The sequence below is a fragment of the Thermus caldifontis genome (assembly GCF_003336745.1).
Classification (GTDB): domain Bacteria; phylum Deinococcota; class Deinococci; order Deinococcales; family Thermaceae; genus Thermus; species Thermus caldifontis.
On the sequence record NZ_QGMX01000004.1, the window covers coordinates 66,517 to 84,210 of the forward strand.

The following is a 17,694-nucleotide window of genomic DNA, read 5'->3' on the forward strand; positions in this document are numbered from 1 at the left end:
CTTTCTCATGGGCCCCATCCCAGCACCCCAAACCCTTCCCGGCTTGGGTAAACTATCCGACAGCATGGACCTACCCAAGGCCTACGACCCCAAGACCGTGGAACCCAAGTGGGCGGAGAAGTGGGCGAACAACCCCTTTGTGGCCAACCCCAAAAGCGGCAAAACGCCCTTTGTCATCTTCATGCCTCCTCCCAACGTTACCGGTAGCCTGCACATGGGCCACGCCCTGGACAACTCCCTGCAGGATGCCCTCATCCGCTACAAGCGCATGCAGGGCTACGAGGCCGTCTGGCTGCCCGGCACCGACCATGCGGGCATCGCCACCCAGGTGGTGGTGGAAAGGCTTCTCCTGAAAGAGGGCAAGACCCGGCACGATCTGGGCCGGGAGGCCTTTCTGAAAAGAGTCTGGGAATGGAAGGAGGAGTCCGGGGGAACCATCCTGAAGCAGCTCAAGCGCCTGGGGGCCAGCGCCGACTGGAGCCGGGAAGCCTTTACCATGGACGAGGCCCGCTCCCAGGCGGTGCGCTATGCCTTTAGCCGTTACTACCACGAAGGGCTGGCCTACCGCGCCCCCCGCCTGGTGAACTGGTGCCCCCGGTGCGAGACCACCCTTTCCGACCTCGAGGTGGAAACCGAACCCACCCCGGGCCGGCTCTACACCCTGGCCTACGAGGTGGAGGGCGGCGAACGCATCGCCATCGCCACCGTGAGGCCGGAAACCGTCTTCGCCGACCAGGCCATCGCCGTCCACCCCGAGGACGAGCGCTACCGGCACCTCGTGGGTAAACGGGCCCGCATCCCCCTCACGGACATTTGGATCCCCATCCTTGCCGACCCCGCCGTGGAGCGGGAGTTCGGAACCGGGGCCCTTAAGGTTACCCCCGCCCACGACCCCTTGGACTACGAGATCGGCGAGCGGCACGGACTGAAGGCGGTTTCCGTCATCAACCTGGAAGGCCGGATGGAAGGGGAAAGGGTGCCGGAGGCCCTCCTGGGCCTGGACCGGTTTGCGGCCCGGAAAAAGGCGGTCGAGCTTTTCCGGGAGGCGGGCCACCTCCTCAAGGAGGAGGAGTACACCATCCAGATGGCCACCTGCTCCCGCTGCGGCACCCCCTTGGAGTACGCCATCTTCCCCCAGTGGTGGCTGTCCATGAAGCCCCTGGCGGAAAAGGTCATCCGCGGCCTGGAGCGGGATGAGATCGCCTTTGTCCCCGAGCGCTGGAAGAAGGTCAACCTGGACTGGCTGAAAAACGTCCGGGACTGGAACATCTCCCGCCAGCTCTGGTGGGGGCACCAGATCCCCGCCTGGTACTGCCAGGACTGCCAGGCGGTGAATGTCCCCCGCCCCGAGCGCTACCTGGAAGACCCCCAGGTATGTGAAACCTGCGGAAGCCCTAACCTCAAACGGGACGAGGACGTGTTTGACACGTGGTTTTCCTCGGCCCTTTGGCCCCTTTCCACCCTGGGCTGGCCCGAGGAGACGGAAGACCTCAAGGCCTTCTATCCGGGCGATGTCCTGGTGACGGGCTACGACATCCTTTTCCTCTGGGTGAGCCGGATGGAGGTATCCGGTTACCACTTCCGGGGGGAACGGCCCTTTAAGACCGTGCTCCTCCACGGCCTAGTGCTGGATGAAAAGGGCCAGAAGATGTCCAAGTCCAAGGGGAACGTGATAGACCCCCTGGAGATGGTGGAGCGTTACGGAGCCGATGCCTTGCGCTTCGCCCTCACCTACCTGGCCACAGGGGGCCAGGACATAAGGCTGGACCTCCGCTGGCTGGAAATGGCCCGGAACTTTGCCAACAAGCTCTACAACGCCGCCCGTTTCGTGCTTCTAAGCCGCCAGGCCTTCCAGGCCAAAAAGGACGAACCCACCCTGGCCGACCGCTGGATGCGAGGCCGCCTGAGCCGGGGGGTACAGGAGATCACCGCCCTGTACGAGGCCCTGGACCTGGCCCAGGCGGCCCGGGAGGTGTACGAGCTGGTCTGGAGCGAGTTTTGCGATTGGTACCTGGAGGCCAGCAAACCGGCCCTTAAGGGGGGGAATGCCTTTACCTTACGCACCCTCGAGGAAACCCTCGCCACCCTTTTGCAGCTCCTCCACCCCATCATGCCCTTCCTCACCAGCGAGCTCTACCAGGCCCTTACGGGCAAGGAGGAGCTGGCCCTCGAGGCCTGGCCCACGCCCATGGGGATAGACACAGAAGCCGAAGCCGCCTTTGAGGCCCTCAAGCAGGCGGTGACGGCGGTGCGGGCCCTAAAGGCCGAGGCCGGGCTTCCCCTGGCCCAGGAGGTGCGGGTGTTTCTGGAAGGGGATACGGAACCAGCCAAGGAGAACCTGGAGGTTTTCCGCTTCCTGGCCCGGGCCGAGCCCATGGAGGCCCGCCCCGAGAAGGCCCTGGTGAAAGCCATGCCTAAGGTAACGGTGCGCATGCCCCTAGAAGGCCTCTTGGATGTGGAGGAGTGGAAGCGCCGGCAGGAAAAGCGCCTGCAAGAACTCCTTGCCCTGACGGAAAGGAGCCGGAAAAAGCTTGACGCCCCGGGGTTCCGAGAAAAGGCCCCCAAGGAGGTGGTGGAGGCCGAGGAGGCAAGGCTTAGGGAAAACCTGGCCCAGATCGAGCGGATCCGGGAAGCCCTCAGCCAAATAGGGTGAGCCGGGGATCCCGGGCTTCCCCGGGGGCCTCGGCCACCGCTTCGGCTCGCCGCAGGTTCAAGGTGACGAAGGGGAAGGTTTCCAAAGGTTCCAGGTCCACGATGGGCTTGTTGGGGGTAAGGACGTAAAGCTTGGCCTCGAGGAGGGTTTGGAAGGGTTTGGCCTGGGAAAGGTGGTCGGAAAGCCGCACCCCCCGGGGAAGCAGAAGATCGCCCGCAAGGAGGTAGTCCCCAAAGAGGAAGGCCAGCCTCCGCCTTTCCAATAGGCGGGGGCTGGTGCGGGGTTCGCTGGGTTTGCCCCCCACCGCCCACAGGATCCGCTCCTTCCGCAGGGCGAGGAAACCGGTGCTGGCCTTAAGGTCCTTGGCCTCCGGGGGATGGGCGTAGCCTGGGGTGTAGATGAGGGCCCCGGTGACGGGAAGATAGGGCCTTTCCTGGTTCAGGAGATCCGCGGTACCCGCCCCGGGCACCAGGTGGATGAGCCCGTAGACCCGGTAGGCCTGGGTGTAGATCCTGGCCTCATGTACTTCCCGTGGTTGTTTATACACCCTTCACCCCCTCTTCCGGCAAAAGCGTCTGCCCCACCGCCCAGTAGGCCACAAGGGCCTCGCTGAAAAGGGGGGCGTGCTTCCTCTGGTAGGCGAAGAGAAGCCTCTGCCCCACCAGGGCCCTGAGCCGCTCCTCTGGGGTGTCCAGGATAGGCAAAGCGGCGAGTCGCCTCTGGGTGGCCGCTCCTAAAGCCACGTAAACGGGGGACACCTTCACGGGAAAAGGCGGCAGGCCCAGCCAAAGGGAGGCTTCCTCGGGGGGTAGCAAACGGAACCCCGCCTTCCTTGCGTACCCCAGCCCCTCGAGGTTATCCTCGGGCACATAAACCCCTTCCCCCGCCTTGGCCCTGGCCAAGGCCTCCGGCAAAAGGATGGGATAGGCGAAGGGGGGTATCCCGCCTTCCAGATCCCCCGGCTCCCGGAAGTCCAGGGCTTGGGCCTCATAGGACAGGGTGCCGTTCCAGCGGTTTTCCATAAGCAACACCGCCGCCTCAAGTTCAGGGGACAAGGAATCCACCCGCTCCCCCATGCGCCAGGCCACCACCCTAACCCCCTGGAGGCGGAAGGCGAGGTGCTTCCCCTCCCCCATGGAGCGGGCCTCCTCCGGGGAGCCTTGGAGGAGAAAAAGGGGCTCGGGATTCCCTTCCCCAAAGGGCTCCAAGGCCAACAAGGCTTGGTGAAGGTCCGGAAGTGACGCCAAAGGGGGTAAAAGCCCTACAAGAGCCACTTCCCGCACGGGGTCGGGAAAAGAGGCGGCAAAGGCCTCCATCCGTTTCCTAAAGGCAGGGAAGCGGGCCTCGTCCAAGGCAAACCCGGCGGCTTCCCGGTGGCCGCCAAAGCGCAAAAGGAGGTCCTCGGCACTCCTTAGGGCCTCCACGGCGCTGATGGGGGGAAGGCTCCGCACCGTGCCCTTCCCCTTGGCCACGATGAAGACGGGGCGCAAGGTGGCCTCGAGGATCCGGCTCGCCACGATGCCCATCACCCCCGGGTGGCCCTCGGGGTCGTGGAGGACGATGGCCTTGGCCTCGGGGTCCGCCTGGGGGAGGAGCCTTCTCAGCATCTCCTCCTCTATGGCCTGGCGGCGGGTGTTCAGCCGATGGAGCTCCTCCACCAAACCCCTGGCCTCCTCCTCGTCCTCGGTGAGGAGAAGCCTAAGGGCCTTCTCCGCCTCCCCCAGGCGGCTTGCCGCATTGATGCGGGGAGCGATGCGGAAGGCCACCTCCACCGCTTTCCCCGTGTAGCCCACGCTTTCCGAAAGCAGACGAAGCCCAAGGATGGAGGACTCCTTCAGGCGGGCAAGCCCTTCCCGCACCAAAGCCCGGTTCCATCCCCAAAGGGGGGCCACGTCGGCGATGGTGCCCACCGCCGCCAGGTCGGCATACTCTAGGGGCGGGGGCAGGCCCAGCCTTTGGTAAAGGGCCCAAAGGAGCAGGAAGGCCACCCCCGCTCCCGTGGGGTGCTCCTCGAGGTCCGGGGTGTAGGCGGGATGGAGGATCAGGCCCGGAGGAGGGGTATCGCGGGGCGTGTGGTGGTCGGTTACCAGGACCTCCACCCCGTTTTCCACAAGCTCCCGAAGCTCGGCGTGGTTGGCGATACCGCAGTCCACCGTCAGGAAAACGTCCGCCGCTTCCCGGTGCTCCGGAATACGGGCGGGATGAATGCCGTACCCCTCCTCGAGGCGATGGGGGATGAAGGGGTGGATCTCCGCCCCCAAGGCCCTGAGGCCCCGCACCAGGATGGCGGTTCCCGTGAGCCCGTCGGCGTCGTAGTCCCCGTGGACACGAATCCGCTTTTTCCCCTTTAGCGCCCTAAGGAGAAGCTCCACCGCCTCCTTAAGGCCCCTTAGGGGAAGAAGGCCCAAGGTGGGTTGCAGGTCCTCCGGGCGGCGCACGCCCCGGTGCCAATAGGCCAAGGCGGCCTCAGGCCCCACCCCCAAAGCCTCCATCAACTCCCGCCACTCCCTCACAGGCGGCAGGGGAAGAAGACGCCAGCGCACCCGATCCCTCATACAACCCCCCGAGCCTCCTTCCTCTCGTCCCGCAGAGCGGGATGGCTATACCTCTTCCCGGTCAGGGATTTTGGGAATCTCCTCGATGCGTTCCCGCTTTAAGGCGTTGACCTCACCCTGAAGCCGCCGCACCTCCCTTAGAAGGGCACGCCTCTCCCCCACGCCCCATAGCCAAAGGGCAAGGGCATAAACCCCCCCCACCACAACGCCCAGGGCATAGACCCCCGGAAGAAGGTAGTAAAGGGGCCAGGGTCCCCAAGGCGTGGGCACCTCCAGGAAGGGAAAGGCCAGGTACAGGTAAAACCCCGCACCCGCCACCCCCAAGGTGGCCAGAAGGAAAACCCAGTTCGCCAGCTTCATGGCCTTAGAATACCCCTTCCTTGTAGTCGGTTAGGCGCACCCGCCCCTCGTAGAGGGCTTTGCCCAAAAGGGCACCTTCCACCCCGAGGCGCTTTAGGCCTAAAAGGTCCTCCGGGCCAGCAATGCCCCCGCCCGCAATGAGCTCATGGGGCCAAGCCTCCCGTACCCGGGCCACCACCTCCAGGTCCAGGCCCTTCAGCGTCCCATCCCGCCGCACATCGGTGTAGATCACCGTGCGCACCCCCATGGCTTCCCAACGCCTAAGGAGGTCCAGGGCGGAAAGGGAGGCGGCTTCCTGCCAACCCGAGACCACCACCTCGAGGCCCCGGGCATCCAAGGCCACCACCAACCTGAAAGGCCCCACCGCCTCCAGCATGGCCTCCAAGAGGGCAGGGTCCTTCACCGCCACCGTGCCCACCACCGCTCGGGAGGCCCCCAGGAGGAGAACCTCCTCGAGGACCTCCAAGGAGCGTATCCCACCCCCCACCTCAAAGGGAACACGGAGGGCCTGGGCAATCCGGCGAAGGGCCTTTAGGTTATCCCCTTTTCCCAAGGCCCGGTCCAGGTCCACCAGGTGGAGAAGCCTAGCCCCTTCCTCCTGCCAGCGCAAGGCCGCGGCCACCGGGTCCCCGTACTGGGTTTCCCTCTCGGGGTCCCCCTCGTAGAGGCGCACCGCCTTGCCCCCCTTCAGGTCCACGGCGGGAATCAGCAACATGCGGCTATCCTACCAGCGCCCTTAGGGCTTCCTCCAAATCGGGGCTTCGCATCAGGCTGGTGCCGATGAGAACGGCATCAAAGAGCCCTTTCAAGGGCTCAAGTTCCTGGCGGCTAGAGTACCCCGATTCCGCCACCAAGACCCCGCTAAACCCCCTCTTCCGGGCTAAACGGCCGAGCCTCGGGGCCGTGGCCAGGTCAATCTCCAAGGTGGTGAGGTTGCGGTTGTTGATGCCCAGGATACTGGCCCCCGCCTCGAGGGCCAGCTCCAGTTCCTCTTCCGTGTGCACCTCCACCAGGGCCTCCAGGCCAAGCCGCTTGGCCTCCTCCAGGTAGACCCCGGTGAGCTCCCGCAAAAGGGCCACGATGAGCAGCACGGCGCTTGCCCCATAGGCCCGGGCCTCCTCCAGCATGAAGGGGTCCACCACGAAGTCCTTGCGCAGGAGGGGTAGGTCCACCGCCTGGCGGACCCTAAGAAGGTCCTCGAGGCTACCCCCAAAGCGATGGGGCTCGGTGAGCACGCTGATGGCCCTAGCCCCACCCCGGGCGTAGGCCTGGGCTGCTTGGGCGGGGTCTATCTCCCTAATGACTCCTTCCGAGGGGCTCGCCTTCTTCACCTCGGCGATCACGGAAAGCCCTGGCTGGAGAAGGGCCTCCCGGAAGGAGGGCAGGGTTTCGGGAAAAGGGGGGAGGGGGCGGGGCACCACCTCCTTAGCCCGCCTGCGGGCGATTTCGCCCAGTACCCCACCCATGCAGTCTAGACCGGGCACCCGCATAGGCACACTTATACCATAGAATCCATACTTTGACTTAGCACCGGGTTCTAGGGGGTGTTGCGTTTATTGCGTTTGTGTGCTATCCTGGGGGTGCTATGGTAGCCCCCCTGGGCTTAGACCCCGCTCACCAGGAGGAAGTCCGGGCCTTGCTAAATGCGCTTCGTTCTGGCGACGTGCTGACCGTCAACGGGCAAACCCTTTCCCTCTCCCCTTCCTTGGCTGAGGCGCTCCGCGCTTACCTCGAGCCCTTAGCCCGGGGAGAGCCTGTTGTGGTGGTTCCCTTGGAGGCCGAGCTCACCACCCAGCAGGCGGCAGACCTATTGGGCATCTCCCGGCCCTATCTGATCCGCCTTCTGGAGGAAGGGAAAATCCCCTACCGCAAGGTGGGTACCCATAGAAGGATCCGGGCCCGGGATCTGTTGGCCTACAAGGAGCGGAGCCGGCACAAAGGCGAGGAGATCCTGGGCAAACTGGTAGAGGAGGCGCAAGAGCTAGGCCTCGGTTACTGACGTGCGCGGTGTGGCCTTGGCCCTGGGAGGGGGTGGCGTACGCGGGTACGCCCACCTGGGGGTCTTGGCCGTTTTGGAGGAAGGCGGGATCCCCATCCGGGGGCTTTCGGGAAGCTCTGCGGGCGCCTTGGCCGCCGCTGCCTACGCCTTCGGCCACAAAGACCCCTGGAAGGTGCACGAGGCCATCTTTGACCAGGAGATCGCCGGGCTCCGGCAAGGGGGTAACCTCCGTACCCTGGCCAGGCTTTTCACCGCCTTCCGGCGCCCCCATCTTTTTGCAGCGGAGAGAATCGCCCTGGGATTGCAGCGCCTCTTTGGGGAAGCCCGCCTCGAGGATAGCCCCATCCCCCTGGCCATCCAGGCGGCCGACCTCCTCACCGGGGAAAGGGTGATCCTTCGCCAGGGCCCTGTATGGAGGGCCGTTCTCGCCAGCATGGCCATCCCCGGTCTCTTCCCGCCCGTACCCTGGGAAGGAAGGCTTCTGGTGGATGGGGACGTGGTGGAGAAGGTCCCGGTAGGGGCCGCTAAGGGGCTTTTCCCCAAGGTGGTGGCCGTGGACGTGTCCAATCCCCCTCCCCGGGAAGGGCCGAAAACGGCCCTGGAGGCAGCGCTCCTCGCCGGGGAGGCCAGCCGTAGGCGCCTGAAGGACCTGGCCCTTAAGGAAGCCGACCTGGTCATTGCCCTGAACCCCCCCAGGACCATAGGCACCTTTGACCACGAGGCCCTCCCCCTGGTCTACGAGTTGGGGCAGCAACGGGCCAGGGAACGGCTGGAGGAGGTCCGGGCCCTATCCCGGGTGCGCCTAAAGGATGTGGCCCGGGCCCTCAGGCTTCCGGTCTCCTAACCCGGCAGCAAAGCCCGCTCGGCACGGTACCATAGGTAGAAGAACCCCAAGGTTCCCAGTAGGAGAAGGGTTAGGCCCGAAGGCCGAAGGAGCAAGCCCATCACCCCCAGGAAGAAGAAGAGGGCAGCCCCTAAGCCCACCACCCGCAAGGGCATGAGGGGCTCCCCCCTTTCCTTCCGCCACACCGCCTCAGCCTGAAGGAGAAGCCATAGCCCACCCCCCAGGGCCAGGGCCCAAAGAAGGGGGTGGGCCGCCCGGGGTACCACCCAAGCCAAAAGGAGGAGGACACCCCCCTGAAGCGCCAAGAGAAAGCCGGCGTAGAGCCTAAGCCCCTTAAGGCGCAAGGAAGGGGGTGCTTGGGGATCCAGAAGGGCCTCGAGATACCCCCACGGGCTTGGTTCGCGCTCGGGTGCGCCCACGGGCCTAATGGTGCAGGACCCTCTGCAGGAAGGCCCGGGTCCTCTCCTCCTTGGGGGAGGTGAAGACGGCCTCCGGCCTCCCCTCCTCCACAATCTGGCCCCCGTCCATGAAGATCACCCGGTCCGCCACCTCCCGGGCAAACCCCATCTCGTGGGTCACCACCAGCATGGTCATCCCCCCATGCGCCAGATCCCGCATCACGTCCAAAACCTCCCCCACCATCTCCGGGTCCAGGGCGCTGGTGGGCTCGTCAAACAGCATCACCTTGGGCTCCATGGCCAAGGCCCGGGCTATGGCCACCCGCTGCTGCTGGCCCCCGGAAAGCTGGGCCGGGTACTTCCTCGCCTGGTCCAGAATCCCCACCCGCTGCAAAAGCTCCAGGGCCTTCCTCTCCGCCTTTTCCCTCGGCCAACCCCGCACCCGCATGGGGGCCAGGGTGATGTTCTCCAACACCGTCAGGTGGGGGAAGAGGTTGAACTGCTGGAACACCATCCCCACCTCCCGCCTGACCTCCTTGAGGGCCCTCTCGTCTTTCACGCTGTGCCCGTCCACCACCACCTCCCCCTCCTGAAAGTCCTCCAGACGGTTGATGCACCGGATCAGGGTGCTCTTCCCCGAACCCGAGGGCCCGATGATCACCAGCTTCTCCCCAGGGGCCACCTCCAGGTGGATCCCCTTGAGCACGTGCAGGGAGCCAAACCACTTGTGCAGGTTGTGGATGCGGATGATGGGGTCCACCGCTTTCATTTTCTCACCCGCTGGATGGCGTAGACCAGGAGGAAGAGGCCCAGGCCCAGGGCATCCGTAAGGAGGCCGGGCACCACCAGGGTGAGGGCGGCTGCCATGAGAAGGGCCCTCTCCAGGAGGGTGGTGCGCTTGTGCAGGAAGCCCACCAGGCTGGCGCTGAAAGCGGTCATGCCCAAAAGGGCGGAAAGGACGATCCACACCCCTTCTCCCAGGCTTTCCACCCCGAGAAGAAGAAGCTTGGGGCTGAAGAAGAACATGTAGGCGAGAAGGGCGGTGCGAAGCTCATACACGAAACCCTGGACCGCCGTCTTCCAGAAATCCGACTTGGCGATGGCGCTGGCGGCGTAGGCGGCCAAGGCCACGGGAGGCGTGGAGTCGGCCATGATGCCGAAGTAGAAAACGAACATGTGGGCCGCCACCGGCGGTACCGCATACCCCGCCTTCTCCGAAAGCTGAAGCACCACCGGCACCACCAAGGAGGCCATGACGATGTAGTTGGCGGTGGTGGGCAAGCCCATGCCCAAAAGGAGGCTGGTGAGCTGGGCCAGAAGGAGGACCAGGATCAGGTTCCCCCCCGACAAGCGCTCCACGATGTCCGTAAGGCCAAAGCCAATCCCGGTCATGGTGACGATGCCCACGATGACGCCGGCGCTGGCCGTGGCCAGGGCGATGCCCACCATACCCCTGGCCCCCGCCTCGAGGCCCTCCAGGATGAGCCTCCCTCCCCTCAGAAGGCCAAAGCCCAAGCCAGCACCTGACCGGTAGGCCCGCCACACCTCCTGGGCCAGGAGGAGGACCAGCATGAGGAAGATGGTGTTCAAGGCCGCCCGCTCTGGGGTGAGGCGCAAGGCCACCAAGGCGTAGATCAGGTACAGGAGGGGAAGGAGATAGTGGAAACCGGAGCGCAGGATGGGGCCCACGGGAGGCAGTTCCGAGCGTGGTACGCCCTTCAGGCCAAGCTGGAGGGCCTCGAGGTGCACGGTGATGAACAAGGTGGCGTAGGCCAGAAGGGCCGGGATCACGGCGATGAGGATCAGCTGGCTATAGGGGATCCCCAAAAACTCCGCCATGATGAAGGCTGCCGCCCCCATCACCGGAGGCATGAGTTGGCCGTTGGAGGAGCTGGCCACCTCCACCGCCCCCGCCTTCTCCGGTGGGTAGCCCACCCGCTTCATCAAAGGGATGGTGAACGTGCCGGTGGTAACCACATTGGAGACAGAGCTTCCCGAAACCACCCCCGTGAGGGCGCTGGCCACCACCGCCGCTTTGGCCGGCCCCCCGCGGAAGTGGCCTAAAAGTGCATACGCCAACTGGATGAAGAAATGGCCTGCTCCCGCTTTCTCCAAAAGCGCTCCAAAAAGTACAAAGAGGAAGACAAAGGTGGCGGAAACCCCCAAGGGCACCCCCCAGATCCCCTCGGCGGTGGTGTAGAGCTGCCCCATGAGCTGGCCCCACTGACTGCCCGCATGGAGCTGGAGCCAGGGAGGAAGGGTAAAGGGCAAGAGCCCCTTGGGCCCGGTAAGGGCGTAGAGGACAAAGACCGAGGCGATGAGGGGCAGGGCAGGCCCCACCACCCGCCAGGCGGCCAGGAAGAGGACCACAAGGGTCAGAGTCCCCATAAAGACATCCCGCCCGCTGGGGATACCCCCCCGAAGCTGGGTGATGCCGTAGTAATCAAAGACCACGTAAAGGGCCCCGCCTACCCCCAGCAAGGCCAAGGCCCAGTCCAGAAAGGGAATCCGGTCCCTAGGTCCCCGCCGCCCGGGGTAGGCCAAGAAAGCCAAGGCCAGGGCAAAGGCCAGGTGGACCGCCCTGAGCCGTAGGGGGTCCAGGGTCCCTACCTCGGTGGCCCAAAGCTGAAAGAGGCTCCAGACCACCCCCAGGCCAAACACCAGGTACCGGGCCACTCCCTTGGGCCTTCGCCCTCCCTGCTCGGTCTCCTCCACCAAAAGCGAGACGTCCTTATCCATGCTCCCTCCAGGCAAAAGGGGCCCCAGGCGGGGCCCCCAGGGTCTAGCCAAGCGCCTACTTGAGGACCCCGATCTCCTTGTAGAAGCGCTCCGCCCCCGGATGCAAGGAAATGGGCAGACCTTTCGCCGCCTTCTGGAGGCTGAAGAACCGCTCCAGGTTGGGATGGATCTTCTTAAAGGCCTCCTGGTTGCCGAAGACCGCCTTCATGAAGCTGTACACGGTATCGGGGGAAAGCTTCTCCGAAGCGATCAGCATGGCCTGGACCGCCACCGTGGGCGTGGTCACGTCCACCCCTTTGTAGGTCCCCCCGGGAATGTTGAAGCCCACGTAGAAGGGGTACTTCTTGGCAAGGGCCTGCACCTTGGCCAGGTCCACCGCCACCAGGGTGATGGGGGTGGTGAGGGCCAGTTGCTGGATGGCGCTGGCCCCCAGGCCCACCGTGTAGAAGAGGGCATCCGCCCGCTTGTCCTGCATGAGCTGGATGCCCTGGGTGGCGCTCACCCGGATGGCCTGGCCCAGGTCCTCAAACCGGAGGCCGTAGGCCTCGAGGATCTGCCGGGCGTTTTGCTCGGTGCCCGAGCCCACATCGCCCACCACCACCCGCTTGCCCTTGAGGTCGGCCACGGTGCGGATGCCCGCATCCGCCCGGGCCACGATGTGGACCACCTCGGGGTAGAGGGCCGCCAGGGCACGGATGCCCTTCACCGGCTTCCCATCAAAGGCCGTGATGCAGCATCCCTGATAGGCGTAGTAGGCGATGTCGTTCTGGGCCAGGGCCATCTCGAACTCCCCGGCGGCGATGGCGTTGATGTTGGCCACGCTGCCGCCAGTGGAGCGGGCGTTGGCCCGGATACCCACATTGGCGTCGTTCACCAGCTTGGCCATCCCCGTGGCCACGGGGAAGTAGACCCCCGTGGTGGAGCCCGAGCCGATGGTGATAAACTCCTGGGCCAGGCCCAGTCCTAGGAAGGCAATCCCTGCCAACAACGTTCCTTTCAGCCGCATAACCATCCACCTCCTTTGCGCCGCAGGCAGTATACCCGTAACCCCTTCTTTTTCACAAGCCCTACCTCCCCGCCGTCTGGAGCCTCTTCTCCAAGAGATTGGTGAAGGAGGTAAGGACGGTGGTAAGGAGTAGATAGATGGCCGCCACCGCCAGGTAGACCTCCACCGGGCGGAAGGTGGCGGAGATGATGCGTTGCCCGGAAAGGGCCAGCTCGGTGAGGGCGATGACGCTGGCCAAAGAGGAATCCTTAAGAAGGGCCACCACGTTGTTGACCAAGGGGGGCACCACGATGCGCAGGGCCTGGGGCAGGATCACAAAGCGCATGGTATCCGCCGGAGAAAGCCCAAGGGACCAAGCGGCCTCCCACTGCCCCTTAGGGATGGCCTGGATACCCGCCCGCACCACCTCGGCGTTGTAGGCCCCCACGTTGAAGGAAAGGGCGATGAAGGCAGCCCAGTAGGGGGTGAGAACCTGCTGGGCCTCGGGCCAAAGGGGCTTTAGCAAAAGGGGCAGGGCGTTGTAGGCGAAGAGGATCTGCACCAAAAGGGGTGTGCCGCGGGTAACCCAGATGTAAAAGCTGGCGGGAAGCCGCACCCAGGCCCGGCGGGAGAGGCGGAACATCCCGGCAAACACCCCGATGACCAGCCCCGCCAATCCCGAGATTAAGGTGAGCTTTAGGGTGATCTCCGCCCCCAGGGCCATGGCCGCACCCGCAGAAGCCGCCCGGTCGGGGCCAAAACCCGTGAGGAGAAAGTAGCGCTCCAGCACCACGCCCAAAAGGGCGAACAGGCCGAAATACCCTCCGATGAGGAGGGCAAGCACCAAGGGGACCCGTAACCAAAAGGGCATCTTCACGGCAGGAAAAGGGCCCAGGGCACCCCGTCACCCCAGGCCCAAATGGGGTTTACTTACAGCGTACGTCCTCGCCAAACCACTTCTTGCTGATCTGGGCGTAGGTACCGTCTTTCATAAGGTCACTAAGGGCCTGGTTAAGGGCCTGAAGGACGCTCTTGTTGCCCTTGGCCACCGCCATGGCCACCTTTTCCTGGAAGACCAGCTCACCCACTTGTAGGGTGTTTTCCAGCTTCCTTTCTTTGATGGCCTCCTTGGCCACAAAGCGGTCGGTGATCCAAGCATCCAAGCGGCCCGAAAGAAGGTCCTGCAAGGCATCAGGGTCCTTCTGGTAGGTGCGCACCTGCTTGATGCCGGGAATCTTCTGGGCCGCCTCCATGTAGGTGGTGCCGATCTGCACCCCCACCACCTTGCCCTGCAGGTCCTTGGCCGTCTTTGGCCCCCCCTTCTTGCTCACGATGACCCCACCTGTGCAGTAGTGGGGGTTGGTGAAGTCCACGGCCTTGGCCCGCTCCTCGGTGATGCCGTGGGAGGCAATCACGAAGTCAAAGCGACCCTGGTTCAGCTGGATGAGCAGGCTGTCAAAGGCCTGGGTGATCCAGACGGGCTTTAGGCCCAGCCTCTTGGCGATGGCGTTGCCCAAATCGATCTCGAACCCCACCAGCTGGTTTTTCTCGTCGAAGTAGTTGAAGGGGGGAAAGGCGCCCTCCGTACCGATGCGAATCTCGCCCGAGCGCTTGATCTGGTCCAAGCTCCGCACTTGCGCCAAGGCCACAGCCAACCCTAGTACTGCCAACAGAAGCAGAACCCTTTTCATGCTCACCCTCCCTGATGCACGGGCCGATTATACCGGGTGTGCCCCGTCGGTCAAGGGAAGCGCGGAACCTGCCCGAACACATGAACCAAAGTGTTGGCGTTAACCTTTTGGGACATCTGTCCCTTAACATAAGGGCTATAATAAGTATTAGAAAGGAGGGTGTCTATGCGTGGGTTCTGGCGTTTGGGCCTTTTATTGGGAAGCCTGCTTTTGGTAGCCCAAGGGCAGACGGGTATGGATCCTTGGAGGATCCAACGGGGAGGGCAACTCTATGACCACTGGATCAAGGCCAAAGGCGTGGAAACACCGGCGGGTAACCACCCCCTCTGGGCCCTTCAAACCACGAATACCAGGAAGGGAACCGATACCTGGCGTTGCAAGGAGTGCCACGGCTGGGACTACCTGGGCAAGGATGGCGCCTATGGCTCGGGATCTCACTACACCGGGTTTGTAGGCGTGCTCCAGGTGCGGGAAAAGAGCCTGGCGGAAATCGTGGGTATCCTAAAGGGAGCCACCAACCCCAAGCACGACTTCAGTCCCTATTTGAGCGAGGAGGACCTCGAGGACCTGGCTCTCTTCCTCAAGTACGGCACTCTGGACATGCGTACCCTCATTGATTACAAGGCCAAGAAGCCCATGCGGGGCAGCCTAACCTCCGGGAAGGCCATCTACCGGGTCTGCGCCTCGTGCCATGGGGAGGACGGCCGGGCCATCAACTTCCTCACCCCGGAAAATCCCGAATACGTGGGCACTCTGGCGAAGGCTAATCCCCAGGAAACCCTCCACAAGATCCTCAACGGCCAGCCTGGCAACTTTGTCATGCCTGGGTTCTCCTTCCTCCTCCCGTCCCAACTTCAAGACCTCCTTGCCTACCTGCAAACCCTACCCGATAAGTAAAACCGGCCGCGGCCAAGGGGCCTCGGCAAAGCCGAGGCCCCTTTATACCTTTGGACCGCTAGGCCCAGCGCACCCACTCCACCCGACCGGTGACGGGATGTTTAAGGACCAACCGCACCCCGTAGGCGTAGCTTCCCGGACGGGAAGGGCGATAGGAAACCTCAAACCGCCCCGATCCCTCCCGCATGGGCACCACCTCCAGCCCCCCGCCCGCACGCCGCACCACCAACTGGACCTCGAGGAAAGGCCTTAGGGCCTCCGGCACCTCCCCTTCCAAATAGGCCCGCGCCTGCAATGGCGCCCCATTCAGCGTCAGATCCCCGGGAACCTCCACCCGGAGGGCCAAGGCATGAAAGGCAGGCAAGGCCTCGTGGAAGGAGCGCAGCACCTCCTCCTGAGCTTTCGCCTTCCCCGCCCACTCCTGCCCTCTTCCGTAAAGGGCCAGGTACTCCCGCACCATGCGGGCGGCGCTGAACCGGGGGCCCACGGTGCGGAGGCTCTCGTGGACCATGGAAAGCCACCCCGAGGAGTAGCCCTCAGGCCCCTTGGCGTAGAAAAGGGGGAGCACTTCCCCCTCCAAGACGTCGTAAAGGGCTTGGGCGTCCGCCATATCCTGGGCCTCCTCGTTCTCGTAGACCCGCTCATCGCCGATGGCAAAACCGTTTTTGCCGTTATAGGCCTCGGCCCACCAGCCATCCAGGACGCTCAGGTTCAAAACCCCGTTCAAGGCCGCCTTCATCCCGCTGGTGCCCGAGGCCTCCATGGGCCGGCGGGGGGTGTTAAGCCAGACGTCCGAGCCGTGCACCAAAACCCGGGCCAGGTACATGTCGTAGTCCTCCAGGACCACCATGCGGTCCTCGAGGCCATACTCCTTGATCTTGGCCACCAGCTCCTGGAGGTAGGCCTTGCCGGGGTCGTCCTTGGGATGGGCCTTGCCCGCAAAGACGAACTGTACCGGATAGGGCCCCTCTAGGATGCGGAGGAGACGCTCGGGATCCTTGAAAAGCAAAACGGCCCGCTTATAGGTGGCAAAGCGGCGGGCGAAGCCGATGGTGAGGGCCTCAGGGTCCAGAACACGCTCCGCCTGGCGGAGGCGGCTTGGGCTCTCCCCGTTTCGGCGGCGTTGCTCGTAGAGGCGGGACCGCACCTCCCGCACCAGCCCGGCCCTGAGGTCCTGGTGGATGCGCCAGAACTCCTCCCCCAACCCCTCCACCTTCCAGGCGGCGGGGTCCTCGGGCCGCTTCAGCCACTCGGGACCGAAGACCTCGGCGTAGTGGCGCCGCAATCTGGGGTGGAGGAAGGTCCAGGTGTGAACCCCGTTGGTGATATGGCCAATGGGCACCTCCTCCCGCAAAAGCCCCGGCCATAGGTGGTGGAACATCTCCCGGGAAACCTCCCCGTGGAGGCGGGAAACCCCGCCCGCTTGGGCGCTGGTCCTAAGGGCGAGGTTGGACATGGAGAACACCTTGCCCCAGGGCTTCTCCTCCAAACCCAAGGCCACAAAACCCTCCCAGTCCGTGCCCATGCTTTCCCAAAAGCCATGCAGGTAACGGTCCACAAGCTCTAAGGGGAAGGCGTCATGCCCCGCGGGCACGGGGGTGTGGGTGGTGAAAAGGGCTCCCGCTTTGGCCAGCTCCAGGGCCACGGCAAAGGGATGCCCCTCGGCCACCAGTTCCCGTATCCGCTCCAGCCCCAAAAAGGCGGAGTGCCCCTCGTTCATGTGGAAGACCTGGGGGTTAAGCCCCAAGGCCCTAAGGAGCCTCACTCCCCCAATGCCCAAAACCATTTCCTGCTGGATGCGCATCTCCAGGCCTGGGGCATAAAGCCTGGCGGTGATGGCCCGGTCTTCGGGGGCATTTTCGGGTAGATTTGCGGTGAGAAGGTAGACGGGTACCGCCCCCACCTGCACCCGATAGGCCCCAAGCCAGACCGTGCGCCCGGGAAACTCCACCCCCACCCTCAAAGGGCGGCCCTCCCGGTCCTGCACTGGCAGGAGGGGCAACTCCTCCGGGTGCAGGGTCTCGTACACCTCCACCTGGGCACCCTCCGGGGAGAGGCGCTGGTGGAAGTAGCCCTCGTGGTAGAAGATCCCTACCCCCACCAGGTTCAGGCCCAGGTCGCTGGCCGCCTTGATGTGGTCACCGGCCAGCACCCCAAGCCCCCCCGAGTAGATGGGCAAGGAGCTATGAAACCCATACTCCGCCGAGAAGTACGCCACTAGCGGCCCTTCCTTCCTCTCCCGATCCTTTAGATAGCTTTCCAAGGCCGCCACCACCGCCTGGACCCGGGCGGGATAACTGGTGGCGGTGAGGGCTTCCAAACGGGACGGGTCCACTTCCAGAAGAAGCTTGACCGGGTTCCCACGGAAGCGCTTCCAAAGCTGGGGGTCTATCTCCTGAAAGAGCTCGGCTGCCTCCGGGTTCCAGCTCCACCAGAGGTTATAGGCCAGCTTCCTTAAACCCTTAAGGGCCTCGGGAAGCTCGGGCATGGCGGTAAGGTGTCCCAGTACCTTCACAAAGGGGATTATACCCGCTCCTCCTCGAGGCTCCAAACGACCCCCACTTATGGAAACA

16 protein-coding genes are annotated in these 17,694 nt (G+C 64.3%); 4 read left to right on the forward strand and 12 right to left on the reverse strand.

The window, feature by feature from the left end:
• Positions 1-64 precede the first annotated feature (64 nt).
• A complete protein-coding gene (locus tag DK874_RS07175) occupies positions 65-2,653 on the forward strand; it encodes a valine--tRNA ligase (RefSeq protein WP_114313457.1) in 2,589 nt (862 codons plus the stop codon).
• On the opposite strand, the gene DK874_RS07180 is transcribed toward DK874_RS07175, so the two are convergent.
• Genes DK874_RS07180 through trpC form a run of 5 tightly spaced genes read right to left on the reverse strand, consistent with a single transcriptional unit; the run spans position 2,637 to position 7,058 of the window.
• A complete protein-coding gene (locus DK874_RS07180; RefSeq protein WP_114313343.1) occupies positions 2,637-3,200 on the reverse strand; it encodes a DUF6812 domain-containing protein in 564 nt (187 codons plus the stop codon). The genes DK874_RS07175 and DK874_RS07180 overlap by 17 nt on opposite strands.
• On the reverse strand, positions 3,193-5,208 hold the full coding sequence (locus tag DK874_RS07185; protein WP_114313344.1) for a single-stranded-DNA-specific exonuclease RecJ: 2,016 nt from the start codon (positions 5,206-5,208) through the stop codon (positions 3,193-3,195). The genes DK874_RS07180 and DK874_RS07185 overlap by 8 nt, the downstream gene beginning before the upstream one ends.
• Before the next feature lie 45 nt (positions 5,209-5,253).
• Positions 5,254-5,568 carry a hypothetical protein gene (locus DK874_RS07190; RefSeq protein ID WP_114313345.1) on the reverse strand — a complete coding sequence of 105 codons (315 nt, stop codon included), beginning with the start codon at positions 5,566-5,568 and terminating at the stop codon, positions 5,254-5,256.
• Between the two features lie 4 nt (positions 5,569-5,572).
• Entirely contained in the window at positions 5,573-6,283 is a 711-nt protein-coding gene (gene hisA / locus DK874_RS07195; protein ID WP_114313346.1) for a 1-(5-phosphoribosyl)-5-[(5-phosphoribosylamino)methylideneamino]imidazole-4-carboxamide isomerase, read from the reverse strand.
• 4 nt (positions 6,284-6,287) lie between these two features.
• Positions 6,288-7,058: an indole-3-glycerol phosphate synthase TrpC gene (trpC, locus tag DK874_RS07200; protein ID WP_114313347.1), complete on the reverse strand. Its 771-nt coding sequence runs from the start codon at positions 7,056-7,058 to the stop codon at positions 6,288-6,290.
• Between the two features lie 95 nt (positions 7,059-7,153).
• Between trpC and DK874_RS07205 the strand changes: the two genes are divergently transcribed.
• Positions 7,154-7,567, forward strand: coding sequence for a helix-turn-helix domain-containing protein (locus DK874_RS07205; protein ID WP_114313348.1), 414 nt, complete (start codon positions 7,154-7,156; stop codon positions 7,565-7,567).
• Position 7,568: 1 nt separating this feature from the next.
• A complete protein-coding gene (locus tag DK874_RS07210) occupies positions 7,569-8,411 on the forward strand; it encodes a patatin-like phospholipase family protein (RefSeq protein WP_114313349.1) in 843 nt (280 codons plus the stop codon).
• Here the strand turns inward: DK874_RS07210 and DK874_RS07215 are convergent.
• The 6 genes from DK874_RS07215 to DK874_RS07240 form a co-directional block, all read right to left on the reverse strand.
• Positions 8,408-8,830, reverse strand: coding sequence for a hypothetical protein (locus DK874_RS07215; RefSeq protein WP_114313350.1), 423 nt, complete (start codon positions 8,828-8,830; stop codon positions 8,408-8,410). The genes DK874_RS07210 and DK874_RS07215 overlap by 4 nt on opposite strands.
• 4 nt (positions 8,831-8,834) lie before the next feature.
• Positions 8,835-9,578 carry an amino acid ABC transporter ATP-binding protein gene (locus DK874_RS07220; protein ID WP_162798741.1) on the reverse strand — a complete coding sequence of 248 codons (744 nt, stop codon included), beginning with the start codon at positions 9,576-9,578 and terminating at the stop codon, positions 8,835-8,837.
• Positions 9,575-11,548: a TRAP transporter permease gene (locus DK874_RS07225; RefSeq protein ID WP_114313458.1), complete on the reverse strand. Its 1,974-nt coding sequence runs from the start codon at positions 11,546-11,548 to the stop codon at positions 9,575-9,577. Before DK874_RS07225 ends, DK874_RS07220 begins: the two co-directional genes overlap by 4 nt.
• A gap of 55 nt (positions 11,549-11,603) precedes the next feature.
• The gene (locus DK874_RS07230; RefSeq protein WP_162798742.1) at positions 11,604-12,554 is read right to left on the reverse strand and encodes a TAXI family TRAP transporter solute-binding subunit; all 951 of its coding nucleotides are present in this window, start codon (positions 12,552-12,554) and stop codon (positions 11,604-11,606) included.
• A 61-nt stretch (positions 12,555-12,615) separates the two neighbouring features.
• Positions 12,616-13,404, reverse strand: a complete 789-nt coding sequence (locus DK874_RS07235) for an amino acid ABC transporter permease (RefSeq protein WP_114313461.1) — start codon at positions 13,402-13,404, stop codon at positions 12,616-12,618.
• Positions 13,405-13,459: 55 nt separating this feature from the next.
• Positions 13,460-14,224, reverse strand: coding sequence for an ABC transporter substrate-binding protein (locus tag DK874_RS07240; protein ID WP_114313351.1), 765 nt, complete (start codon positions 14,222-14,224; stop codon positions 13,460-13,462).
• A gap of 165 nt (positions 14,225-14,389) precedes the next feature.
• Here DK874_RS07240 and DK874_RS07245 point away from each other — a divergent pair, with 165 nt between their 5' ends.
• Positions 14,390-15,121: a cytochrome c gene (locus DK874_RS07245; RefSeq protein ID WP_114313352.1), complete on the forward strand. Its 732-nt coding sequence runs from the start codon at positions 14,390-14,392 to the stop codon at positions 15,119-15,121.
• Positions 15,122-15,179: 58 nt separating this feature from the next.
• Here the strand turns inward: DK874_RS07245 and glgP are convergent, their stop codons facing one another.
• Positions 15,180-17,636 (reverse strand): alpha-glucan family phosphorylase, encoded by a 2,457-nt coding sequence (glgP, locus tag DK874_RS07250; RefSeq protein WP_114313353.1) that lies wholly within the window; start codon positions 17,634-17,636, stop codon positions 15,180-15,182.
• Positions 17,637-17,694 lie beyond the last annotated feature (58 nt).